General features: G+C 69.9%; 20 protein-coding genes and 1 pseudogene. 11 read left to right on the top strand and 10 right to left on the bottom strand.

Annotation, left to right across the window (positions count from 1 at the left end; all coding sequences use genetic code 11):
• Positions 1-7: 7 nt before the first annotated feature.
• From ABD374_RS34370 to ABD374_RS34350, 5 genes are all read left to right on the top strand, one after another.
• The gene (locus ABD374_RS34370) at positions 8-1453 is read left to right on the top strand and encodes an enoyl-CoA hydratase/isomerase family protein (RefSeq protein WP_344501051.1); all 1446 of its coding nucleotides are present in this window, start codon (positions 8-10) and stop codon (positions 1451-1453) included.
• Between the two features lie 48 nt (positions 1454-1501).
• Entirely contained in the window at positions 1502-2626 is a 1125-nt protein-coding gene (gene pdhA, locus ABD374_RS34365) for a pyruvate dehydrogenase (acetyl-transferring) E1 component subunit alpha (RefSeq protein WP_344501049.1), read from the top strand.
• 1 nt (position 2627) lies between these two features.
• Positions 2628-3644, top strand: a complete 1017-nt coding sequence (locus ABD374_RS34360) for an alpha-ketoacid dehydrogenase subunit beta (protein ID WP_344501047.1) — start codon at positions 2628-2630, stop codon at positions 3642-3644.
• Positions 3641-4969 carry a dihydrolipoamide acetyltransferase family protein gene (locus ABD374_RS34355; protein ID WP_344501045.1) on the top strand — a complete coding sequence of 443 codons (1329 nt, stop codon included), beginning with the start codon at positions 3641-3643 and terminating at the stop codon, positions 4967-4969. The genes ABD374_RS34360 and ABD374_RS34355 overlap by 4 nt, the downstream gene beginning before the upstream one ends.
• Positions 4970-5045: 76 nt before the next feature.
• On the top strand, positions 5046-6128 hold the full coding sequence (locus ABD374_RS34350) for a branched-chain amino acid aminotransferase (RefSeq protein WP_344501043.1): 1083 nt from the start codon (positions 5046-5048) through the stop codon (positions 6126-6128).
• Between the two features lie 80 nt (positions 6129-6208).
• On the opposite strand, the pseudogene ABD374_RS34345 reads toward ABD374_RS34350, so the two are convergent.
• Positions 6209-6502: pseudogene (locus tag ABD374_RS34345) on the bottom strand (transposase); the annotation flags it as partial.
• Between the two features lie 166 nt (positions 6503-6668).
• Here ABD374_RS34345 and ABD374_RS34340 point away from each other — a divergent pair.
• The 5 genes from ABD374_RS34340 (at position 6669) to ABD374_RS34320 (ending at position 11395) form a co-directional block, all read left to right on the top strand.
• Positions 6669-7016 carry a hypothetical protein gene (locus ABD374_RS34340; protein WP_344501041.1) on the top strand — a complete coding sequence of 116 codons (348 nt, stop codon included), beginning with the start codon at positions 6669-6671 and terminating at the stop codon, positions 7014-7016.
• Positions 7013-7360 (top strand): hypothetical protein, encoded by a 348-nt coding sequence (locus tag ABD374_RS34335; RefSeq protein ID WP_344501039.1) that lies wholly within the window; start codon positions 7013-7015, stop codon positions 7358-7360. Before ABD374_RS34340 ends, ABD374_RS34335 begins: the two co-directional genes overlap by 4 nt.
• Complete coding sequence (locus ABD374_RS34330; protein WP_344501037.1) at positions 7360-8871, top strand: ABC1 kinase family protein; 1512 nt, start codon at positions 7360-7362, stop codon at positions 8869-8871. The genes ABD374_RS34335 and ABD374_RS34330 overlap by 1 nt, the downstream gene beginning before the upstream one ends.
• Before the next feature lie 146 nt (positions 8872-9017).
• Positions 9018-10175: an SDR family oxidoreductase gene (locus tag ABD374_RS34325; protein WP_344501035.1), complete on the top strand. Its 1158-nt coding sequence runs from the start codon at positions 9018-9020 to the stop codon at positions 10173-10175.
• Complete coding sequence (locus tag ABD374_RS34320; RefSeq protein ID WP_344501033.1) at positions 10172-11395, top strand: wax ester/triacylglycerol synthase domain-containing protein; 1224 nt, start codon at positions 10172-10174, stop codon at positions 11393-11395. Before ABD374_RS34325 ends, ABD374_RS34320 begins: the two co-directional genes overlap by 4 nt.
• 77 nt (positions 11396-11472) lie before the next feature.
• On the opposite strand, the gene ABD374_RS34315 is transcribed toward ABD374_RS34320, so the two are convergent.
• From ABD374_RS34315 to ABD374_RS34275, 9 genes are all read right to left on the bottom strand, one after another.
• Positions 11473-11643, bottom strand: coding sequence for a transposase (locus tag ABD374_RS34315; RefSeq protein WP_344501031.1), 171 nt, complete (start codon positions 11641-11643; stop codon positions 11473-11475).
• Positions 11644-11829: 186 nt separating this feature from the next.
• A complete protein-coding gene (locus ABD374_RS34310; RefSeq protein ID WP_344501029.1) occupies positions 11830-12735 on the bottom strand; it encodes an alpha/beta fold hydrolase in 906 nt (301 codons plus the stop codon).
• Positions 12732-14219, bottom strand: a complete 1488-nt coding sequence (locus tag ABD374_RS34305) for a flavin-containing monooxygenase (protein ID WP_344501027.1) — start codon at positions 14217-14219, stop codon at positions 12732-12734. The genes ABD374_RS34310 and ABD374_RS34305 overlap by 4 nt, the downstream gene beginning before the upstream one ends.
• Entirely contained in the window at positions 14216-14719 is a 504-nt protein-coding gene (locus ABD374_RS34300) for a nitroreductase family deazaflavin-dependent oxidoreductase (protein WP_344501025.1), read from the bottom strand. The genes ABD374_RS34305 and ABD374_RS34300 overlap by 4 nt, the downstream gene beginning before the upstream one ends.
• Positions 14720-14747: 28 nt before the next feature.
• Entirely contained in the window at positions 14748-16178 is a 1431-nt protein-coding gene (locus ABD374_RS34295) for a carotenoid oxygenase family protein (protein WP_344501023.1), read from the bottom strand.
• Complete coding sequence (locus ABD374_RS34290; RefSeq protein ID WP_344501021.1) at positions 16175-16963, bottom strand: lycopene cyclase domain-containing protein; 789 nt, start codon at positions 16961-16963, stop codon at positions 16175-16177. The genes ABD374_RS34295 and ABD374_RS34290 overlap by 4 nt, the downstream gene beginning before the upstream one ends.
• Positions 16960-17886 (bottom strand): phytoene/squalene synthase family protein, encoded by a 927-nt coding sequence (locus ABD374_RS34285; RefSeq protein WP_344501019.1) that lies wholly within the window; start codon positions 17884-17886, stop codon positions 16960-16962. The genes ABD374_RS34290 and ABD374_RS34285 overlap by 4 nt, the downstream gene beginning before the upstream one ends.
• Positions 17883-19415: a phytoene desaturase family protein gene (gene crtI / locus ABD374_RS34280; protein WP_344501017.1), complete on the bottom strand. Its 1533-nt coding sequence runs from the start codon at positions 19413-19415 to the stop codon at positions 17883-17885. The genes ABD374_RS34285 and crtI overlap by 4 nt, the downstream gene beginning before the upstream one ends.
• Before the next feature lie 38 nt (positions 19416-19453).
• Positions 19454-20497 carry a polyprenyl synthetase family protein gene (locus ABD374_RS34275; protein WP_344501015.1) on the bottom strand — a complete coding sequence of 348 codons (1044 nt, stop codon included), beginning with the start codon at positions 20495-20497 and terminating at the stop codon, positions 19454-19456.
• Between the two features lie 110 nt (positions 20498-20607).
• Between ABD374_RS34275 and ABD374_RS34270 the strand changes: the two genes are divergently transcribed.
• Positions 20608-20823 carry a hypothetical protein gene (locus tag ABD374_RS34270; RefSeq protein WP_344501013.1) on the top strand — a complete coding sequence of 72 codons (216 nt, stop codon included), beginning with the start codon at positions 20608-20610 and terminating at the stop codon, positions 20821-20823.
• Positions 20824-21431: the final 608 nt, after the last annotated feature.

Below are 21431 nucleotides of genomic sequence, written 5' to 3'. Positions count from 1 at the left end.
CCCCGGCATGGACACAGCTGTGTCAACCCAAGCATCCGCACCGACGCAGCTGTCCGGTGCGGTGGGCGCCTGTCTGCCCGCGATGCCGCAGTTCCACGGCGCGCTGGAGGCGGACGTGCGGCTGCTGAGCGCCTACACCGAAGCCTGCGACGAATTGACCGCGGCCCTGCCGCCGCGGGCCGAGCGCTCCGGCGCCGAGAACAGCGACGCCGGCCACGTCGGCCAGGCGGCACGGCATGCCCGGCATGCCTTCCTCAAGGCGCACGCCGGACATGTCTACGACGAGCTGACCGACGGCCGGAAGCGCCAGGTCCGCTTGGACGAGCTTGCGTTCTCTGCAGCGGAGAATTACCCGGGGCTGGTCCCCACCCGCGCGCAGGTGGCTGCCGATCGTCTGCTGCCGCAGGCCGCAAAGTCGAGTGGGGAGGTCGACCAGGGGGTCCTCTTCGCGCACCTGCTGAATCGGCGCGACACGGGTGAGCACCTCATGCAGTCGATGCTGGCGCCCACACCGCGTGCGCTGGACCTGCTCCCCGAGTTCCGCAGGACCGGCCATCTGGACCTCGGCCAGGCGACAGTCCACCGCGACGGCTTTGTGGCTGAGGTGACCATCTGCAACCAGCAGGTTCTCAACGCCGAGGACGACGCGGTCGTCGAGGCCCTGGAGACGGCCGTCGATCTGGCCCTGCTCGACGACTCGGTGTCGGTGGGCGTGCTGCGGGGCAGCGTCCTGTCCCATCCCCGGTACCGCGGCCGGCGTGCTTTCGGCGCGGGAATCAACCTCACCCACCTCTACACCGGGCAGATATCCTTCATCGACTTCATGCTCCGGCGCGAGCTGGGGTACATCCGCAAACTGATCCACGGGCTGCACCACGGGCCGGCGGGCGACCTGCTCCACCTTCCGGGCGGTAAGCCGTGGGTGGGGGCCATCGACACCTTCGCCATCGGAGGCGCCACTCAGGTCGCGTTGGTCCTCGACCGGGTGATCGCCGGGTCGGACGCCTACTTCTCGCTCCCCGCCCTCACGGAGGGCATCATCCCCGGGGCGGCCAATCTGCGACTCGGACGGGTGGTCGGACGGCGCATGGCAGAGCGGTTGATCTTCTTCGGCGAGCACGTTGCGGCCGACAGCCCCGAGGCCCTGGCACTGTGCGACGAGGTCGTCGCACCGGATGCGGTCGACTCGGCCGTGGCGGCGTCGGCCGACCGACTTTCCGACCCCGCGGTTCCCAGCAACCGCCGCATGCTGCACCTGGCCGAGGAGTCCGACGACCTCTTCCGCACTTATATGAGCCGGTATGCGCTGGAGCAGTCGGCCCGGATGCACAGCCCGGACGTGGTCGCCAAGTTGGAGCGCACCTGGGTCAACAGAAAGCCCGCAGGTACCTCGGAGGGTGCGCGGCCCGAGCCGGCCGGAGAAGCGGCTGGACCGGGCATGGTCCGCCCGTAGGACAGCAACCCGGCCGCCCCCGATCCGTACAGAAAGTGAGCACTCCCCATGCCCACCACAACCGACGTGACCCTGAAGGGTCCGCAGCCGGTGACGAAAGGATTGCTGCCTTCGCCCGTTCCAGTGCGCTTCGTTACGGAGGCGGGGACCGCGGCCGACGCACCGTCGGGGTATACCGCACCCTCCGACGAAAGGCTGCGCGAGGCCCACCGGCGGATGATCATGGCACGGCGGTTCGACCAGCAGGCAACCGCGCTGACCGCACAGGGACGGCTCGCCGTCTATCCGTCGAGCCGAGGGCAGGAGGCGTGCCAGATCGCAGGGATCCTCGCCCTGCAACCGCAGGACTGGCTCTTCCCGACCTACCGCGACACCGCGGCCGTGCTGGCACGCGGCGTGGATCCGATCGACGTCCTGACCCTGCTGCGCGGCGACTGGCACTGCGGCTACGACCCCATGGAAACCCGGGTAGCGCCTCTGTGCACACCGCTGGCCACACAACTGCTGCACGCCGTCGGAATGGCGGACGCCCTGCAGCGCAAGGGCGAGGACGGTGTGGTGATGGCCTTCGTGGGGGACGGGGGCACGAGTGAGGGCGACTTCCACGAGGCGCTCAACTTCGCCGCGGTCTTCGGCGCCCCAGTGGTTTTCCTCATCCAGAACAACCAGTACGCGATCTCCGTGCCGCTTGCCGAGCAGACCGCCGCACCGGCCCTCGCGTACAAGGGAGTCGGCTACGGGGTGCGCTCCGAGCAGGTCGACGGCAATGACCTGGTGGCCGTGCTGTCAGTGCTGGACAAAGCGGTGGAGCAGGCCCGCTCCGGGCGCGGGCCCTTCCTCGTCGAGGCGCACACCTACCGCCTGGACGGCCATACCAACGCCGACGACCCCGGCCGCTACCGAGACGAAGCCGAAGTCGAGCGATGGGCCGCTGCGGACCCGGTGCAGCGGCTCCAGGCATGGCTGCACGGGCGAGGGTCGCTGACCGAGCAGGACATCGACGCCGCACACGCGGAGGCCGAGGCGCTGGCCGCCGACCTGCGGAGCCGGATCGCGCTGGAGAGCTCACCGGACGTGCTCGAACTGTTCGAGCACGTCTATGCCGAACCCACCCCCCAGCTGAAGGAGCAGCGGCGCTCGCTGGAAGCCGAGCTGAAGGGCGCGGAGGCCTGACGTGGGTACGGTGACGATGGCGCAGGCTCTCAACGCGGCACTGCGGGACGCGTTGCGCGAGGACGAGCGCGTGCTGACTTTCGGGGAGGACGTCGGCCGCCTCGGCGGCGTCTTCCGCATCACCGACGGACTGCGGGACGAGTTCGGTGCGGAGCGCTGCTTCGACACGCCGCTGGCCGAATCGGGGCTCGTGGGATTCGCGGTCGGCCTGGCCATGGGCGGGTTCCGGCCTGTGGTGGAGCTCCAGTTCGACGCCTTCGCCTACCCGGCGTTCGAGCAGATCGCCTCACACGTGGCGAAGATGCGCAACCGTACCCGGGGCCGGGTCGCGCTGCCGATGGTGATCCGCATCCCCTACGGCGGCGGGATCGGCGGCGTCGAGCACCATAGCGACTCCAGCGAGGCGTACTACGCACACACTCCCGGCCTGAAGGTGGTTACCCCGGCCACGGTCGAGGACGCCTACTGGCTCCTGCGGGACGCGGTGCACGATCCGGACCCGGTGGTGTTCTTGGAACCGAAGAAACTGTACTGGTCCAAGCAGGACGCCGACCTGGAGCGGCGCGGCGCGGCGCCGGCCGGGCGAGCGGTGGTCCGGCGCCCGGGCGGGGACGTCACACTGCTCGCGTACGGGCCGTCCGTTCCCGTCGCGCTCGAGGCTGCGGGAGAGGCGGCACGGGGCGGCATCGACGTCGAGGTGGTGGACCTGCGCTCGCTGGTTCCCTTCGACGACGGGACGGTGACGGCGGCGGTGCGGCGTACCGGGCGTTGTGTGGTTGTCCAGGAGGCACAGGGCTTCGCGGGCGTGGGCGCCGAGATCGTGGCACGCGTACAGGAACGCTGTTTCCACTCGCTGGCGGCCCCGGTGTCGCGGGTCGCCGGCTTCGACATCCCCTACCCGCCGCCGAAGCTGGAGCACGCGTACCTGCCCGGCGTGGACCGGGTGCTGGACGCTGTCCACCGTCTGCAGTTCGACGACCAGCCGGACGTCCGGTACCTCGCGCCGGAGACCTCATGACCACCGCGCCCGAAGCCAGGGTGTTCCGGCTGCCCGACCTCGGCGAAGGGCTGACCGAGGCGGAAGTCGTGGCGTGGCGGGTGGCTCCCGGCCATCTCGTCGGGGTCGATCAGGTGGTGGTCGAGGTCGAGACGGTGAAGGCCGCTGTCGAGGTGCCCGTGCCGTACGCCGGGACCGTGCTGGAACTCCACGCCGCTGTCGGTGCGGTGCTCCCGGTGGGAGCACCGCTGATCTCCGTGGGCGGTGGCTCTTCCGAAGTGCTCGGCGCCGCTGCGTCGGCTCCGGAACAGCACAGCGAAACCTCACAGGACGGCAGCGGCAACGTCCTCGTCGGCTATGGGACGAGCCCGGCCGGCCCCGGGCGTGGTCGGCGCAGCCGTCGGACCGCGTCACCGGACGCACCTGTGGGGACGGCGTCTCCCTCAGCCGAGGCCGGCGGCGGCGCCCCGGCAGCCGCACCACTGGTGATCTCCCCCCTGGTCCGAGCGCTGGCACGGCGGCATGGCGTGAACCTCGCCAAGGTGCGGCCGAGCGGGGCGTACGGGGTCATCCTGCGCCGTGACGTCGAGCAGGCGGCCATGGCACAGGCCGCGCGGCCTGCCGGTCCGCCCGCGGCGGAAGCGGGACGGGCCCTCGTCGACGAACGTGTCCCGTTGCGCGGCCTGCGGAAGGCCGTCGCGGAGAAACTGGCCCGCAGCAGCGCAGTCCCCCACGCCACCACCTGGGTCGATGTAGACGCCACCGGACTACTCGACGCCAGAAAGGCTCTGCAATCCGCCGAACCGACGCGACGGATCGGCCTGCTGGCACTGTTGGCCCGCATCTGCGTCGCCGGGCTCCGCAGGTACCCGGAGCTCAACTCGACGGTGGACCTCGAACGCGGCGAGATCGTCCGTTTGTCCGATATCCACCTGGGTTTCGCCGCCCAGGCGGAACGCGGCCTGATGGTCCCCGTCGTACACGGAGCCCATCGAATGACGACCGCCCAGCTGGCCGGCGAACTGTCCAGGCTGACGGAGCTCGCCCGCGCCGGCAAGCTGCCACCGAAGGACCTGGTCGGCGGCACGTTCACGCTCAACAACTACGGCGTATTCGGGGTCGACGGCTCAACGCCGCTCATCAACCACCCCGAGGCCGCGATCCTCGGCGTCGGCCGCATCGCCGAAAAGCCCTGGGTTCTCGACGGCGCGCTCGCGGTGCGCAAGGTGTCCCAGCTCTCCCTCACCTTCGACCACAGGGTGTGCGACGGAGGCGTCGCCGGCGGCTTTCTGCGCTATGTGGCGGACTGTGTGGAGCGTCCCAGTGTGCTCTTGAGTGATGTCTGAGCCCACCCGCCACGTGCTCTCCCCAGCTGTACCCCAGCTACATCCCCACGGGGCTTTTCGACCATTGGAGTTGAGGATGACTTCCGCGTTCCCGCTGGCGCGCACGGCCGCCCCGGTACCCGATGACCAGCGTGCCGCCATTCTGGCCGCACCCGGATTCGGCCTGCATTTCACCGATCACATGGCCCTCGCCCACTGGACACCGGAGGCGGGCTGGCATGACCGCAAGGTCCAGGCGCTCGAGCCGTTCTCCCTCCATCCGAGCGCGGCCGTCCTGCACTACGCCCAGGAGATCTTCGAGGGGCTGAAGGCGTACCGGCGTGCGGACGGGAGCATCTGGCTGTTCCGGCCCGAAATCAACGCACGCCGCTTCAGACGGTCCGCGGAGCGGATGGGGTTGCCGCCACTGTCGGAGGAAGACTTCCTCGAGAGCGTCGAGGCGCTGGTCCGTGCCGATGAGGCGTGGGTGCCGGAGCCGACAGGAGAGGAGAGCCTCTACCTCAGGCCGTTCATGTTCGCCGCAGAGGCATTTCTCGGGGTACGCCCGGCCCGGAGGGTCGTGTACTCGGTGATCGCCTGCCCCGCGCAGCCGTACTTCGCCTACGGGGGTGTGACTCTGTGGGTGAGCACCTCCTTCACGCGCGCCGCCGTCGGAGGCACCGGCGCCACGAAATGCGGGGGCAACTATGGTGCGAGTCTGGCCGCCCAGGCCGAGGCCGAGCAGAACGGCTGCGACCAGGTCCTCTACCTGGACGGCGCGGGTGAGAACGGCTGCATCGAGGAATCCGGCGCCATGAACCTCTTCCTCGTCACAGCCCAAGGCGACTTGGTGACGCCGGCGCTCGGCACGATCCTTGAAGGCGTTACCCGCAACACCGCCCTGGCGCTGGCCTCCGAATTCGGCCTGACGCCGGTCGAGCGACAAGTGACTTTCGCGGAACTGCGCGCTGGGATCGCAGACGGGACTGTGACAGAAGTGTTCGCGACGGGTACCGCCGCGGTGATCACCCCGGTCACTGGGATCAAAGGCGACGGATACGCCTTCTCGATCGGCGAGGGGGGCCCCGGCAAGCTCGCGTTGGCACTTCGTGAGCGGGTACTCGACATCCAGTACGGGCGAGTGCCCGACTCGTATGGCTGGCTACGACGTGTCCGGTGACGGGCGGGGGCAGCAGTGGTGCTCTTGATGCTCGGGTTTCTGGTCCTGGGCTTCGGAGGGGTCCGTAAGACCGTGTCCTGTGTGGTGGGTTCGAGGAGTCGTTTGTAGCAGCAGAGGGCTGCGGCGAGGCGGAGAAAGGCCGGGTAGTTGCGGGGGGTGCGTTCGTAGCGGTGGTTGAGCCGGCGGTAGCCGGTCAGCCAGGACATGGCCCGCTCGATGACCCGTCTGCGGCGTCCCAGGCGTTCACTGGACTTGATGCCTTTGCGGGCGATACGCACGCCGATCCGCTTGCCCCGCAGCCATTTCCGCAGCTCGGGGATGTCGTACGCCTTGTCGGCGTGCAGGCGCTGGGGCTTGAAGCGTCGCCGCCTATGGGTGCTGCGGGTACCGGAGGCAACAGGGAAATAGGTAACCATGCGTTCGGCCGGATACCGCGTTTTGCTGCAATCTCGGCGGGAATCTTATCCTTGCCGCTCTCTGTGCGGCGCGTACGCCGGGAATTTTTTGATCAGCCCCCGGTGGCAGAAGAGAGGAACGCTCATGGCAAGGAAAAGGAAAGAAGGCATTCCGAGCCTTCTGGGGGATTTGGTCGACAATACGGCCGACCTTTTCGACGAGGTGATTCAACGGACCTGGGATGCGAATTGCGATTCACGGAAGGCGTGCAGCCGCATCGTCTCTCCGAAGAAGCGTGACAGGGGCAGCCGCCGGAACAAGCGTGATCGCGCCAGGGGTGAGGGTTCCGTCGGCCGTGCTCTCGACCGCCTCGAAAGCAGGCTGGGCGAACTCGGTCATGATGTGGAACGCCTGCTGGCGACCGAGGCGGAGCGCGCGCCCGCGGAATCCGGCCCCCGCCGCCACAAGAAGCCCCAGGAACGTACGGAATGAGCCTTTTCCCCCCGCGCGGCGCAGAAGCACCGGCCCCCTCGCCGCCGGTCCTGCTCACGCCCGCCTGCCGGCAACTGCGCCGGGACCCTGACGGGCGCTTGTTCGACGAGCGGAGCGGCCGCCCGCTCTTGTTGCCGGAACTGGTGGGCGACCTCCAGGCCGACCGGCCGTTTCGCGTGCGGGATGAGCGTACGGGGCAGGACTGCACGATCTCCGTACTCGCGGAGGTGGTCGCCGACCGCGTCGCCGCCGGTCTGCCGCGGGGCATGTGTTCGCCCGGGCGCCGGCACGGGCACCGCCACGGCGGGCGGGAGGCCGGGGCGGACGAGGACGAGGAGCGGTGATGCGCCGGCGCGCCCGGCTGCTGACGCAGGTCGTCGCCCGGCTTGCGGTGCGGGAGCTGCCCGGAGGCGGGCGGGCGGCGCAGGAGGGACAAGGGCGGACGCACGAGCGGGTTGTGGAGATCCGTCGCGCCTTGGAGAGGCTGGGGCCGCTCTACATCAAAATGGGGCAGATCCTTTCGACGCGCCCCGATCTGGTTCCCCCGAGTCTGGCGAAGGAGCTGGAGAACCTGCACGACCGCGTCCCGGTGGTGCCCTTCGGCTCTATGGCCGGGGTGCTCGCCGAGGAGCTGGGTGCCGGCTGGGCGGCGGACTTCGCGGAGTTCGACCGTGGTGCTCCCCTGGGCACCGCCTCGCTCGCCCAGGCGTACCGGGCCGTGCTGCATGACGGCCGGGCCGTGGTGGTGAAGGTGCAGCGGCCCGGTATCCAAGCCGTTCTCCGTGACGACATGCGTCTGCTCAGGTTCGCCGCGCGCACGGTGGGCAAGGGCGCTCCGGTCTTCAGCGCTTCCATGGATGTCGACGCCATGCTGGGTGTCGTGTTCGAGGCAATGCGCTCCGAGCTCGACTTCACCCAGGAAGCCGCGAACATGGATCAGGCGCGCGGTGACGCCGAGCGCTTCCCCGGCATCGAGGTGCCGCACGTCCTGCACGCCACACCCAGGGTGCTCATCCAGTCCATGGCCCCCGGCACCAGTATCCGGGACGCGGATCCCACCGCGTTCAAGGACGAGGAGAAAGCGGCCATCGGCACGCAGCTGCTGGCCTTCATGTACCGCGGCTACTTCGTCAGCGGCACCTTCCATGCCGATCCGCACCCGGGCAACGTGTTCGTGTGTCCCGGCGGCCCCACCACCGTCATCGACTGGGGCATGGTCGGACGCGTCGACCGACGGATGCGCACCTCCCTGGTCCAGGTCCTCCTCGGACTCGCGCGCAACGACGGCCAGACGGTCGCCCGCGCGTGGGGTGACATGGGGCGCCCGACGCCCTGGGCGGACTTCCCCGGCTTCGAGCAGGACATGGCCGTCATGGTCCCCCGGATCGCCGCCGCCTCCCTGGAACGACTCAACTTCGGCTCCTCGCTCGGCGCCGTGCTGGCCCACTCCACCCAACGCGGTATCCAGACCAGCCCGATGATCGCCCTGCTCGGCAAGTCCTTCGCCAACATCGAGGGCTCCGTGCGCTACCTGGCCCCGCAGCTGTCGGTCACCGATGTCTTCACCGAGCAGATGCGCACGATCGTCTTCGCGTACGCGCGTGAGGCGGTGAGCGAGGAGCAACTCGTGCAGTCGTTCATGGAGTTGTTCACCGCCTCGCAGACAGCCGTGGGGGATCTGCGCAGCATCGTCCACAGTCTGGCCACCGGCAGCATGACGGTGCAGACCAACGCGGTGCAGCGGAAGCTGTCCTTGGTCGAGAACCGGATGGACGCCCGCCTGCGCCACGGTGTGCGCACCCTGATCGCCGCCGTTGCCGTGGGCTGGTGGGCGGCGCACCGCAGAACCCCCTGACCACCAGGCCGTACCGCACGCCCCTCGGCAGCACCGGGGAGATGGTGTGCGACGGACTCGCCATGCGGCGGCATCGGCCGGCCGCCCCTGTTCCTCGTGTTGTCGCGCCTGCTGTCCCACCCTTCTCATCGCGTGGAGATCCCGACATGTTGATCACTCTCACCGGAGCGACGGGCTTCCTGGGCTCCCATGTACTGGCCCGCCTCCTCCGGGACCCCGCCGTGGAGGTCGTGGCCCTCGGCCGCGACCCCGACGACGTAGCCGCCCATCGCCTCAAAACCGCCGTCGCCGCCACCGGGTGTGCCGTGCCGGAGGACTTCGACTCCCGGGTACGCCCCCTCCGCATCACGCTGGAGGACGAACACCTCGGCCTGTCCCACCCGCAGTACGCCGCCCTCGCCCGCCGCACGGACGTGCTGTGGCACCTGGCCGGCTGCATCGAACTCGACGCGCCGGCCGACAGGCTGCGCCGCGTCAACGTCGAGGGCACCCGGAACATCCTGAAGCTGGCCGCCTCCAACGCCCGCACCAGGTTCCTGCACACCAGTACCGCCTACGTCGCCGGGGCCCGTACCGGTGTGTGCGTCCCGGAGGACGAACTCGGCGAAGAAGAGTTCCTGACCCCGTATGAGGAATCCAAGTTCCACGCCGAACGGCTGGTGCACCGGTACGCGGCCGAGACCGGCCGCCCCACCGCCGTCCTGCGGCCCAGTGTCCTGGTGAGCGACCGCCCCCTCGCCGCGAAAGGCCCGCGCCACACGCTGGCCGCCGTGGGCGCCGGGCTCGGGCAGCTGCGCACCTACCTCACCGACAGCGCGGCCCACTCGGCCGATGAGACCACGCCTGCGCGCCCACCACTGTCCCTGCGCCTCAGCGGGGATCCGGAAGCCGAAGTGAACCTCCTCCAAGTGGAGTACGCGAGCGAGGCGATGGTCCACATCGCCTGCTCCCGGCCACAAAAGCAGGTGGGAAAGGCGCACACCTTCCATGTCGTCCACCCGCGGGGGACACGCGTCGGCGCCGTCGTCCAGGCGGTGGAACACCACCTGCCCGGGATCCGGTTGTCGATGACCGGCGAACGGTTCCAGCCCACCGCCCTCGAATCGCTGCTGCTGCGCGCCAGCCAGGGCACGCATGCTTACACCGGTCTGCAACGCACTTACGAGCGTGCCGCCTTCGAGGCGGCCACCGGGCACCTGTCCGCCCCGGCACCCCTCACCGACACCTACCTGCGCGCCGCCCTGGCACCACCGCCGGACCCGGCGCATCCGTGCCCGCCCCGGCCACTGCTGGAGCGCTCGTGAAGCCGCGGCCCGCCGCCGCCGCGGTCGACCGCTTCTTCCTCCACTCCGCCCCCGGCGGAAACCTCCCGATGGGCTGCCTCCTCGACGTGAAGGGCACCGCGCCCACCATTGAGGAACTGCGGGCCCGGGTCAGCGCACGCCTGCCGGATCTTCCCGTACTGCACCGGCACCCGGGGCCGGCATCCGAAGGCCCCCGGCGCGACCCGGCGGTGCGGGTGTCCGCGCACGTGAAGGAAGCGACCGTGCCGGCAGGGCGCGCCGGCCCGCACATCCTGCAGACCCCGCTGCCCACCGGCGGCCGGCCGCCATGGGACCTGTGGCTGCTGCACCACACGACACCGGACTCCTACCAACTGTGCTTCCGCATCCACCACGGACTGCACGACGGCGTGGGAGCGGCGCACACCGTGGCGGCGTTGCTGGGCACGGGCACAGGCCCGGCCCCGGGGCCCCTCCTCCATGTCCCCTCCCGCCCCTCTGCGGCCGCCTTTCGGAACGCACTGACGGACCTGGTCGCCGCACACCGCGCCCCGCGCACCTGGCCCGGACTGTGCGTCCCGCCCACCGGGCAGCTCGAACTCGGCCACGCCGACGCCCCCGTGGCGAGGCTCAAGGCCCTGGCACGCACATGGGACGTGACGGTCAACGTCGTCTACCTGGCAGCCCTCACCCGGGCCTTCCAGGCCCTGTGGGCCCGCACCTCCGCCGCGCCGGCCCCTCCCCTGCCCGCTCTGATGCCCATGTCCACCCGACGGGCGGGAGAGGAACGGCATCCCGGCAACCACCTGGCGGCCATGCGGCTCGCCCTGCCCTGCGACACGCCCGAGCCCGCGGTTCAGTTGCGCCGCCTGCGCCACGAGACCACGCAAGCCACCCGCGAAGGCCGCCGCGACGCCGCCCGCCTGCTTTTCCGAGTGGTGCCGACGCCCCTGGCGGAACGCCTCATCATGCCGATGATGTTGCCCCCCGGCGCTCCGGTCTACGTCAGCAACGTGTCCTTCGCGGCGGAGATCGGCCTCCCCCGCGACCGTGTCACCGCGGCGGCCATGTTCACCGCCCTGCCCCGCGGCCTGCTGTGCTTCGTCTGCCTCACCGGGTATGCGGCGATCCGGCGGATCACCGTCGTCCACGACCGCGCGTTCGCGGAGGGCCAGGAACTGCCACGGCTGTGGCTGGAGGGGCTGTCAGCGCTGGAGAGAGAGGCGGGACCTACCGGCTGAAACCCCGCCAGTTCGCCACCTCTGCCCCGAAAGACGCGAGCCGGCTTGCGATACGGACTGCTGGAGACACGCGATGCTTACGCTGCGAGGGCATGTTCTTGCCTGATCCAGTTGCGCAGTCCCTCGGCGCTGACCCCGATCTCCAGGGCCACCTCGGTGACGGTCCTGCCGGAGGAACGGACCAGCGCGACCGCGTCGCGCTTGAACTCCTCCGAGTACCGCCTGCTGCGGTTGCTCTTACTTCCCACCCGGCACTACTTCCTCTGGAACCTCACGTCCCGGTCTCCAGATGTCCAACATCAAGGGGAAGCCTCATCGCGGCTCTTCCCCCGGCTGTGCCCACCGGCAGCAGCTCACCGGAGGGCACCCGGCTGAGCCCGCGCCGGCCTCCCGGGTGCGCCGGTCAGGCCCGGCGTCCGCGGTCCTCGGCTCGGTCATTCCCGTCGCGGCAGGGGAAGCAGGTCTCGGATCTTGCGTGTGACGAGATCCGGGGCTTCCAGCGGCAGCACATGGCCCGCTCGTGGGGCCGTGAACAGGTGGGCGTGGGGCAGTCGCCGGGCGAGGTCTCTGCTGTGGGAGGGAGGTGTCAGCCTGTCCTCGCTGCCCACGCCGATGAGAACGGGGACACGGGACAAACCGGTCGGTTCGGGGCCTCGGTTCGCGGACAGTTGGTGCAGGAGCGCGCTGAGGGTCGCCGGTTCGGTGGCGCTGATCATCTCGGAGCAGGCGCGGCGGGTCGCAGGTGTCGATGCGTGCCCGTAGAGCGGCCAGCGGCTCCTGGTCATGATCCGTACGAGCAGCGAGGACAGGCGTACGGCGAGGGAGGTCCGCGCCGTGATTCTGTCCGGCGGCGCACCGGCGGCCTGGAGAAACAAACGGCCGAGGAGGAGCCCTGCGGGGCCTTTCACACCGCAGGTCAGGTCGACGGGGGCAGCTGTCGTACTGAGCAGGACGGCACCCACGACGCGTGTGCCGAAGAGGTCCGGGTGTGTGGCCGCGCAGTGCATGAGGACGATCCCGCCGGCGGAGTGGCCGACGAGGACCACGGGGCCGGGCAGGCAACTGCCGGGGTGGGTGAGGATGTCGGCGAGGTCGGCGCCCAGTTGGGCGAGGCCGGTGGGTGGGAGCAGGCCGAACGCGGAGTGGCCGTGGCCTCGTTGGTCGTAGGCGACGGTGCGCCAGTCGGCTGGGAGCCGCTGTCTGACCTGGTCCCAGGAACGGGCGGTGACGCCCATGCCGTGGAGAAACAGCAGCGTCACGTCCACAGGGTCGCGCGGGGTGGCTGCCAGGCAGGTGCCGCCGGTGTGGTTGGGGCAGATCGGGTTGTGGGAGGTGGTCACGGCTGTTCCTGCGCAGTGGGTGCGGCGTGGGGGCCGGGCAGCGTATGGAAGTCGGCGAGTTCGATGCGGGAGAGCAGGGTGCGGTGCTCGCGGACGGGCCAGGGCCAGACCAGGGGGATGCCGTTCTGGTCCTGGTACCAGGAGGTGCAGCCGGTGAAGGTGGTGGCGGGGAGGGCGGTGGCGACGGCGGTGTTGAAGGCGTCGGTGGCTTCCCGGGTGGGGGTCGTCCGGGAGATCGTGCCTTGGGTGAAGAGGTCGAGCCATTTCAGGATGTAGTCGGCCTGGGTTTCGGCGGTACGGATGACCGCTTCGTTGGAGAAGGGGCTGTTGGGGCCGACGAGCGTGAAGAGGTTGGGGAATCCGGGCAGGGCGACGGTCCGGTATCCGCGCGGTCCCCGGCTCCATTCCTGTTCGAGTGTGTGTCCGTCGGGTCCGGTGATGTGGAGGGGGCGCATGTAGGCGTCTGCGCGGAAGCCGGTGGCCAGCACGATGAGGTCGGCTTCGTGTTCGTGCCCGTCCTCGGTGCGGATGCCGTGCGGAGTGATGCGTTCGATCTTCGTGCTGATGACGTCGACGTGGGGTTGCTGTACAGCGCGGTGGAAGCCGCTGGCGACCACGAGGCGTTTGCACAGCGGTGGGTGGTCGGGGGTCATGCGCCGGCGCAGGTCGGGGGAACGGATCTGCCGCAGGACGAGGCGGCAGCCGTGGGTGAGGAGGGTGCGCTGCCAGCCGGGTGCGACGGTCGCCTGGCTGACGGTCTTCTCGAAGGCGAGACGCCAGAGGGGGTCGGTGAGGCGGGCGATGACGGGCCATCGCCGGTGAGCTGCCTTCGCCACGGCCGAGATGCGTTTGTTGGGCTTCGGGAAGACCCACTGGGGGGTGCGCTGGAAGAGCATGAGCCGTTGTGCCTGAGGGGTGAGTGCGCAGGTGAGTTGGACGCCGGTGGAGCCGGTGCCGATGACGGCGATCTTCTGGCCGGCGGTGGGTGCGGAGTGGTCCCAGCGGGCCGAGTGGAAGAGCCGGCCCCGGAACGAGTCGAGCCCTGGCAGGTCCGGCACGGTCGGCTGGACGAGCAGCCCGGTGGCGCACAGGAGGAAGTCGACCTCCCGCGTCTCACCGGTGGAGGTCTCCAGGATCCATCGGCTGCCGACGAAAGTCGCTTTGGTGACTTCGGTGCCCGTACGCAGGTGGGGGCGCAGTCCGTGATCGGCGGCGACCGTCCGCAGGTACTGGAGGATTTCGGACCCGTCGGAGAAGTAGGCGCTCCATTGGGGGTTGGGGGCGAAGGAGTAGGAGTAGGTGCGGGAGGGGACGTCGCAGGACAGCCCGGGGTAGGTGTTGTCGCGCCAGACTCCCCCGATGTCGTCGGCCTTCTCGTAGATGACGAAGTCCTCGATGCCGGCCGCCTTGAGTTTCAGGCCCATGCACAGGCCGGAAACCCCGGCGCCGATGACGGCTACGGACACCGGTACTCGCTGCTTCACGGCTGCTCCGTCCGCACGGGAGCAAGAGGTCGCAGGCGGAAGAGGCGCAGCTGCCTGCCGGAGCGTTGCTGGTACACGGCGTAGGGCGGCCAGGACTCGGTGACGGCCTGCCAGGTCGCCTCGCGCTCGGCTCCTTGCAGGAGAAGGGCCTCCACGGTGTGGGAGCGTCCCTTCCAGCCGATGGTGGCCCGGGGGGTCTTGATGAGGTTCGCGGTCCAGGCCGGGTGGTGGGCCTTGCCGAAGTTGCTGCCGACGACGATCCAGGGGCCGTCGGGGCCTTCCGGCATGCAGACCAGCGGCGTGGTGCGCGGCCCGCCGCTGCGGGCGCCCACGGTGGTGAGCATGATGCCTACCTCGGGGCGTGCGGAGGTGAGGAACATGCGTTTGCCGCGGGTGAGGCGGAAGACGAGCCGGTCCAGGGCGGGGGCCATGGAGGGGGCGAAGGTCCTGAAAGTCTTTCCGCTCATGACTCGTTGCGCGATTTTGATGGCTGTGCTCATGCCGCTCCTTGGCGGAGAGGGGAAGGGGTCAGTCGGCGGGCGGGAGCGGCCAGGTCCGCGCGGCCGTGTCGGTGTGGGTGAGGTCGCTCGTGGAGATCCAGGAACTGTGGCAGCCCAGGGGAACGCGGGCGGGAAGATCGATGACGGCCACCGGATCGCCCGCCATGTCCTGGGCGTTGAGGCACACCAGAGTGCTGGTGGCGGACGTTTCGTGGTGTTCGAAGTAGAGGAGCCAGCCGTTGTCCTCGGCGGTGCTCCCGTCGGCGGGGACGAAGACGGCCTCCGCCGCGGTACTTCCGTACGGGAGCTTGCGCAGCTGGAGGGTGCCCGTCCCGAAGTCGTGCTTGAGGAGGGCGTCCGGTTGGTGGGTGTCGAGGGCGTGGCGGCTGTCCGCGGTGACGGCGTAGTAGTAGCGGGGTGCCTGTCCCAGCCGTCGGGGGTCGCTGCGGGGCAGTTCGTGGGGGCGTTCGGCGAGCTGGGATTCGCGAACGTGTCCGGTGGTCAGGTCCAGGGTCCAGACCCAGAGGTTGCCCTGCCCGGTGAGCGGGTCCTCTGTGGTGCCGTCGAAGAGCCGGTCGTAGCGGATCGCGGTGAGTTCGATTGTGGTGGGGGTGGGTTCATGGGCGCTCACGGTGTGGAAGACGAACCCGGAGGGGACGTCGAACCAGCGCAGGCCGCCGGGTGTGCCGGGGCGTGGCAGGACGCCGATGCGGGTCTGGTGTGCCTCGTGCCAGCGGTACGGGAAGGCACCGCGGACGGCGGCGGTGTAGGTGAAGCGGACGGGGGCGTCGAAGAACAGGACGTGGTGCGGGGCGAGCGCGATGTCGTGGAGCATCGGCCGGCCGCCCAGCGGGATGCGGGTGGTGTGCAGGACGGTGCTGTCGGGGGCGAGGACCAGGTACTCGGCCCAGGTGCGCAGGGGTGAGTACGCCACGACATGCAGGTCGCCGGTGGCGGGGTCGAGTTTGGGGTGGGCGGAGAACCCGCGGGGCAGGCGCCCGGCGAGATCGGTGTACTCGACCGTGTCGAGGTGGCTGTTGAGGCGGGCGGGCAGGCAACCGGTTTCGACGAGTGCCAGGAGCAGGCCGTTGTGGGCGACCAGGTTGGTGTGGACGGTGTCAATGGGAAAGTGCCGGGGCCCGGGCGGACGCTTCTCGCCCAGGGCGCGGCTGGCGCGCCGGGAACGGATCCAGCGATTGCGGTACCACCGTGCCCGGCCGTTCTCGATCCGTACTCCGCAGACCAGTCCGTCCTGGGTGAACCACGGATAACGGTCGATGGCCGTGTGCCGGGGCGGACGCAACGGGGTGGGGCCAATCTGCGTGAACAGGCCGTCGAGCTGAGGCGGCAGGTGCCCCGTGTGAGGGAGGTGGTGTGCGGTGCTCTCGTGGTGGACGGGAGCGAAGGCGCCTTGCAGGAACGGGCTCGTACGCGGGACGGCGGAGTCGAGAGGTGTCATGGCGCCACCTGCACTCGCAGGTCGCGGGCCGCCGGAGCGAGGTGGATGCGCTGCTGGATCCGGGGGTGGGCGGCCAGGACGAGGCCGTTGGTCACGAGCAGGCTGGTGAGGAGGAAGAAGGCGGCTTCTTCCAGCGGCAGGCCGAGCATGGTGGGGCCGTAGGTACGGGTGGTGGAGATGCGCCAGATGTCGAGTCCGATCGCGATGCGGTCGGCCACCCAGAGGTAGCCGACGACGGGCAGCAGACTGCTCAGGCGCACCCGGCGGCAGTCGCGCAGGACATCGGCGCCGACCAGGTTCTGCACGGTGAGGAGGGGCCCGAACCACAGGAGCATCGAGCCGAGGTAGGTGCCGGAGGGGTGTTGGAGGGCCAGGACCGTGCCGACCGCGGCAGCGAGCAGCCAGGCGCCGCCCCAAAGCGCGCGCGGGCGGCGGCTGTTGCCACTCCCGCGGGTGGTGGCCGGGGTGACAGAGATGCGGCACAGGGTCCACAGCCCCACCGTCAGGGTCTGGGCGGCCATGAACACGTACTCCTCCAGCGGGATACGGAAGAGCGTGGCCAACACACGGCCCTCGGGGTAGGTCCACACGCCGCGGTGGATGATCCAGCTGTCCCAGGGAGTGGTCCAGATCCAGGCGGCCACCCACAGCAGGGCCAGGACGCTCAGACCTGTCCGCCACAGCCGAGGGTCGGCTGCCGGGGACCGGCGCGCGTACCTGGCGAGAAGTGCGGTGACCAGCAGCGGGGGTGCGAGGAAGATGGCGAGGAACTGCAGGTACGTCATGCCGCGCTCCTCCGCAGTCGGCGGGCCCGGGCGTAGGCGGGCAGGGCCACTTTGAGCCGGGTGGACAGGCCGACGTGGACGCGTCGGTCGAGGATTTCGTAGTCGGCGTCCTCGACGGCTTCGAGGATGCCGCTGTAGAGGGTGTAGGCGGTTTCGATGCAGGGGCGGCTAGAGGGGTGGAGCATGCGGATGCCGCCGACGGCGTAGGCGTACCGCTTGCGGGTGCGGTCGATCTCGAAGCGAAGGAGTTCGCGCACGGCCCGGTTGGTCCTGATGCGGGCGAGGTCGGCGCGGGTGACTCCGTACTGGACGAGGTCCTGGGCGGGGAGGTAGACGCGGCCACGGGCGAGGTCCTCGGCGACGTCGCGGATGAAGTTGCTGAGCTGGAATGCCTCCCCCATCGCCGGTGCGCGGGGGTACGCCTCGGGGCACAGCGGCTCCAGCAGGGGCACCATCTGCAGGCCGATGACTGCCGCCGACCCGTACATGTACCCGTTGAGGTCCTCGATGGTCGGATAGTCGGTGACGGTCAGGTCCGCTTCCATCGACGTGATGAACGCGGTGATGTGTGCGAGGGGGATGTCCCAGCGGCGCATGGTGTCCCGCAGCGCCAGGACGGCGGGATCGGTGGTGGTGCCCGCGGTGACGCTCTCCAGGGCCTGTGCGGACCAGCGCGCGAAGTGAGGGCCGCGGGTGGCGTTCGGTTCGTTGTCGACGATCTCGTCCGCGTAACGGGCGAACCCGTACAGGGCGTGTACGTAGGGGCGTTTGGCCGGCGGCAGGAGCAGCGTGGCGAGGTAGTAGGTGCGCCCGTGGCGGGCGTGCAGGCGACGGCAGTAGGCGTAGGCCCTGCGGAGCTGGGGGGTGTGGATGCCTGCGGCGTCCAGGATGCGCCGGTCGACGGGGTACCGGTCGGGGTTCACCGGATGGCTCCTGCCGGGGTGTGCGGGCGCCGGCGGACGGGGCCGGTGACGCGCTCGGCTGCCAGACGGCCGCTGATGAGGGCCATGGGGATGCCGACGCCCGGGTGGGTGCCCGCTCCGGCGAGCACGATGTTCTCGCCCACGAGGTTGCGGGTGCGGAAGGGGCCGGTCTGGAAGAAGGTGTGGGCGGCGCTGAAGGGAGTACCGGCCGGGCAACCTCGCTGCGCCCACTCACGGGGGGTGATCAGGTGTTCCGCCTGCGGGTGTCGGGCCAGGTCGTGGTAGCCGTGGGCGTCCAGGGTGGCCAGGATCTCCTCGCGGTAACGGGGGCTGTGGCGCTCCCAGTTCACCGGCCCGGTGCTCAGGTTGGGGGTGGGGAAGAGCACGTAGTGGCTGTGGTGCCCCTCGGGTGCCAGGGTGGGGTCGGTGAGGGTGGGCGTACTGACCAGGAACGAGGGGTCGCTCATGGGGCGGCCGTCGCGGATGATCTCCTGGAATCCGCGCCTCCAGGAACGTGCGAAGTGGATCGTGTGGTGGGCCGGGGGCCGGGACGGACGCGGGCCGTGGTCCGCGGCGCCTGCCAGCAGCAAAACACACGACGGTGCGTGGCGCAGCCTCCGCACCCTGGCCGGGGTGCGGCCCAGGAGCTGGGGGAAGGCCAGGGAGGGATCGGCGGTGACGACGACCGCGTCGGCGGGAATGCGTTCTCCGTCTGTGGTGAGGACCGCGCGGGCACGGCCGTGCAGGGTCGTCTCGACGCGTTCGACGGCGGTGTCGTAGCGGATGGTGGCGCCGTGGCGTTCGGCTGCCTGCGCCATGGCCCGGGGCACGGCGTGCATGCCACCCTTGGGGAAGAACACCCCGGCGACGGTGTCCATGTAGGAGATGATCGCGTACAGGGCACGAGCCCGGTGCGGGGCGACTCCTGCGTACAGGGCCTGGAAGGAGAACAGCCTTACCGTACGGGGATCGTGAAGGTACTGGCGGATCTTGCCTTCCATGGTGCGGAACGCCCCCATGGCGGCCAGGCGCCCCAGTGCGGGCAGGGACAGGTGCAGGGGGCTGTCGATGTTGCGGTCGATGAAGTGGTCGAACTCCGCGGTGTACAGGTCGTGGAGGAAGCTGTGCAGGCGCCGGTAGCCGGCTGCTTCGCGGGCCCCGCACACCGTGGCGATCTCCTGGGCCATCGCCTCGGGATCGGTGTGGACGTCGAGGCCGCTCCCGTCGTGGTAGCGGGCCCGGTAGGCGGGGTGGACGGGCAGGAGCTCCAGGTGGTCGTCCATGTTCTCGCCGACCGCGGTGAAGGTCTGGCGGATGAGGTCGGGCATGGTGAGGACGGTGGGCCCGTTGTCGAAGGTGTAGCCGCCCCGGGTGAACACCCCTGCTTTGCCGCCGGGCTGGGAGCCCTGCTCCAGGACGGTGACCGTGCGGCCGGCTCCGGCCAGGTGCAGAGCACTCGCAAGTCCTGCCAGTCCCGCCCCGATGACCACGACGTGCTCGGCGGATCCTTCGACGGTGCGCACGCTCATCACTCCTTGCCCATGGGGCGGTCGCACGTGGTGGTTGTTCACCAGGTCCTCCGGGTGGCCGAGTCGGCGAGCTGGCACAACTGGGCGAGCCCCTCCGGCGTCAGGGAGCTGCATCCGTCGTGGCCGGTGAGGACCTGCCGCCGCCGCTGCTCGATCATGGCTTCGACCTGCTTGCGGGTGTGGCAGACGATGAGGATGTTGCGGATCTGTTCGGCTTCGCCCTCGGTCAGGTCCGATTTTCCCCACAGGGCCTGCAAGCGCAGCTGGTGGGCGGGGGCGGCGTCGCGCAGGGCGAGCGCCATCAGCACGGTGCGTTTGCCCTCGCGCAGGTCGTCCAGGCGGGATTTCCCTGTGACGGCCGGGTCGCCGAACACGCCCAGCAGGTCGTCGCGCAGTTGGAAAGTCTCACCCAGCGGGAGGGCGCAGTCGCTCAGCGTCTGCAGCTGCTGCGAGGTGGCACCCCCCAGGGCGGCACCGAGGTGAAGCGGGCGCTCGATGGTGTACTTGGCGGTCTTGTGGCGGATGACGCGCACCGCCGCCGACAGGTCACGGCCGTCCTGGCCCGCAGCGGCCACATCGAGGTACTGGCCGCCCATGACTTCGGTGCGCATTGCGTTCACGATGGGCCGCACGTCCTGCAGTTGCTGGGGGCTCAGGCCACTGGAGTGCAGGATCTGGTCGGACCAGGCGAAGGCGATGTCGCCGACCAGGATGGCCCGGGAGATCCCGTCGTGCACGGTGCCGTCCGGGCTGAGGCTGTGCTGGAGAGTGGGGGCGCCGCGGCGGACGGCGGACTGGTCCATGACGTCGTCGTGGATGAGGGCGAAGGCGTGGAAGAGTTCGAGGGAGGCTGCCGCGCGCAGGACCGGCACCGTCGGGTCCCGGCCGGTGACCGCGCTGTAGCCGATGCAGCACAGGGTCGGCCGGATCCGCGTGCCACCGTTCAGGACGAAGTCGCGCAACAGGCTGGAGGCTCGAACGAGTTCGGGGTCGGTGAAGTGGGGGGAACTGAGGAAGGTGTGCAGGATCTTCTCGATACTGCTGTGCTGTGCGGTGGGCGGCCGTGGGACGGTGGTGGTCATCGCTCCTCCGTTCTTCCGGCCATGGCCGACGGGACGGGTGCAGGCAGGGGGCGGCGGGGGTGCCGGTCAGTTTGAGTCCCTCGTCCGAGGGGCTGCAACGACGCGGATTCGTGAACGTTGGCCACTACCTCGCCCCGTACGATGACCTGTCCCTTGCCGTTGCCGCAGGAGACATCGATGGCCGTATCACGCACCTTGCCGGGACCGTTGACGACGCGGCCCATGACGTCAACGCGCGGGTGCGGGAAATCCTCGAAGACGGCCTCGCCACGGGCGGTGAGCCGGTCGATGCCGGCCTGGGTGTCCGCAGCCGTGACAGGAAATGATCGACAATCCGCGGGGGCGGGCCGAGCGAGGACAAGCTGTGGCAGCCGGCTCTGGCCTGGCCGACCGGCAGTGCCGTCAGCGGATCGTGGTGTTTGACGGCGAACTTCAGGTTCGTGAAGCCGTATTCCTCGAAATGGAGATGCTCCCGCTGCGCCGACTCGGCCAGCACCTGTGGGGTAACCCTGCCATGCCTGGCCGGCAGGTGCGGGTCCAGGGAACCGGCGCGAGAGGGGCGTCCGGTGGAGTGAGCAGGTATGTGGTCATGCTGCGGCTCCTGTGCTACGGCTGCAAGGAGGAGTCCTCACAGCCTCCGCCGATAGCGCGTCATCGACAGCGTCCGGCTCCCTGGTCACAGCTTCGCCAGAGCAACCGATCCGGTCTTTCTAAGAATTGCCCGCCATTCTCGTCCTAAGGGGGCGCAACCACCCTCGATTAGCGCACCACCCCCGCGCAGACGGCGCATACTCCCCACCTCTGGGCGGCGCTACTGTCACCCAACCCAGCAGGAATGGGGCTAGCACTCCAGCAGGATCTCGCCGTCTGACCTGCGGGTTTCGCTGGGCAGCTGGAGTGCAGCGGGGGTGGAGTGGTCAGGGGCGGTTTCATG

Origin of the sequence: Streptomyces enissocaesilis (assembly GCF_039533765.1) — a bacterium.
In the GTDB taxonomy this organism is placed as follows: domain Bacteria; phylum Actinomycetota; class Actinomycetes; order Streptomycetales; family Streptomycetaceae; genus Streptomyces; species Streptomyces enissocaesilis.
Note: the sequence above shows the minus strand (reverse complement) of the source record. Positions and strands in the feature narration are given on the sequence as shown.